General features: G+C 57.2%; 1 protein-coding gene, 3 tRNA genes and 1 pseudogene. 1 reads left to right on the forward strand and 4 read right to left on the reverse strand.

Features of this window, described 5'->3' with window-relative positions; all coding sequences use genetic code 11:
• The 4 genes from DIE08_RS35195 to DIE08_RS35210 form a co-directional block, all read right to left on the reverse strand.
• Nucleotides 1–86 (reverse strand): GTP-binding protein (locus DIE08_RS35195; protein WP_039555751.1); only part of this gene is annotated, 86 nt, incomplete at its 3' end.
• 65 nt (nucleotides 87–151) lie between these two features.
• A tRNA-Thr gene (locus tag DIE08_RS35200) sits at nucleotides 152–226 on the reverse strand.
• A 25-nt stretch (nucleotides 227–251) separates the two neighbouring features.
• Nucleotides 252–325: transfer RNA gene (locus DIE08_RS35205), tRNA-Gly, on the reverse strand.
• Between the two features lie 43 nt (nucleotides 326–368).
• Nucleotides 369–454: transfer RNA gene (locus DIE08_RS35210), tRNA-Tyr, on the reverse strand.
• Nucleotides 455–1,122: 668 nt separating this feature from the next.
• Here DIE08_RS35210 and DIE08_RS35215 point away from each other — a divergent pair.
• Nucleotides 1,123–1,266, forward strand: a pseudogene (locus tag DIE08_RS35215) (transposase); the annotation flags it as partial.
• Nucleotides 1,267–1,340: the final 74 nt, after the last annotated feature.

Consider the following 1,340-nt stretch of genomic DNA (forward strand, 5'->3'; position numbering starts at 1 on the left):
GTCAGCGTCGTCTTGCCGTGGTCAACGTGACCAATCGTACCAACGTTGACGTGCGGCTTGGTCCGCTCAAACTTTTCCTTGGCCATTTTCAACTCCCAAAAGGAATTTCACATGTTGCGCCGCGCGCAAACAGACACTGACTTTGTACTGCTGGTGCCCATGGGCAGGATCGAACTGCCGACCTCTCCCTTACCAAGGGAGTGCTCTACCACTGAGCCACATGGGCGCTATTACGCTTCAACTACACGGACTGGAGCGGGTGAAGGGAATCGAACCCTCGTCGTAAGCTTGGAAGGCTTCTGCTCTACCATTGAGCTACACCCGCACGGGCCACTAACGATTCCCTACCGCTCTTTGCGTTGATGTTCTGGTGGAGGAGGTTGGATTCGAACCAACGTAGGCGTAAGCCAACAGATTTACAGTCTGCCCCCTTTAGCCACTCGGGCACCCCTCCGTAGAGAACTGACGATTATGGGGGTGCATCGCACTCTTGTCAAGCACATCCGAAAGATTATTTTCATTCTCTTCCAGAGCACTTGCCGACTCACCCGACACTCACGCTCACCCGGCTGAGGCAAGCACGAGAGGAGGCCGATCGGCGCCACATCTTCGTCAGACTCCGTCTTCAGCTTCGATTTGCATCTTCGCTAAAAACGAAAGACCGCCATGATACGACCTCCCGCGGATAATGCCAAGCGGGTAGATGCAAAAAATTTGCAATTTCCATGCCGACGGGAATTGCGGGGGCATCCGGCAAACTTCCGGACCAGCTGAGGCCGATTGACGGTGACGTCAGCATATCGCCCGGCCCGGGGCTGCCGCGTTGTCCGCAGGGGCCTCGGGGACACCGACACCGGATTCCGGATATAGCGCCGCCGTTCGCCTCCTCCGCTGCGATAGCTTGACCTGACGCTCACGTTGATAAGCTTGCACGAAGGCCCGATGCAATGCGGGCTGCACCGCTGCACGTTCGCCGCGACGGTGACGCGCATTCGACGTGGTAGCCAGGGGTGCGGGAGCAGATCGTCGCGTATGAGCGGCAGCATGACGCCGAAGCAGGTTGAGCTTTGACCCTAGCCCACAATATGGCCCCACTTAGAAGTGGAAAATTCCGGCATGACGATGTCATCGGGACCTGGAGGTCATGCCGCGAAGAAGAGCAAGTTCACCGAAGAGCAGATCGCCTATGCGTTGAAGCAGGCCGAGCTGGGCACGCCGGTCGCGGAGGCCAGTCGCAGTATGGGGATCAGCGACGCAACGTTTTACATATATGGACTGCTCCCAATAGCAAACGGAAGTTGACGGACACGGAAGTCGATTGCGTACATATATCCGGCGTC

The sequence above is a fragment of the Burkholderia sp. Bp9004 genome (assembly GCF_003858025.1).
GTDB classification, from domain to species: Bacteria; Pseudomonadota; Gammaproteobacteria; order Burkholderiales; family Burkholderiaceae; genus Burkholderia; species Burkholderia diffusa.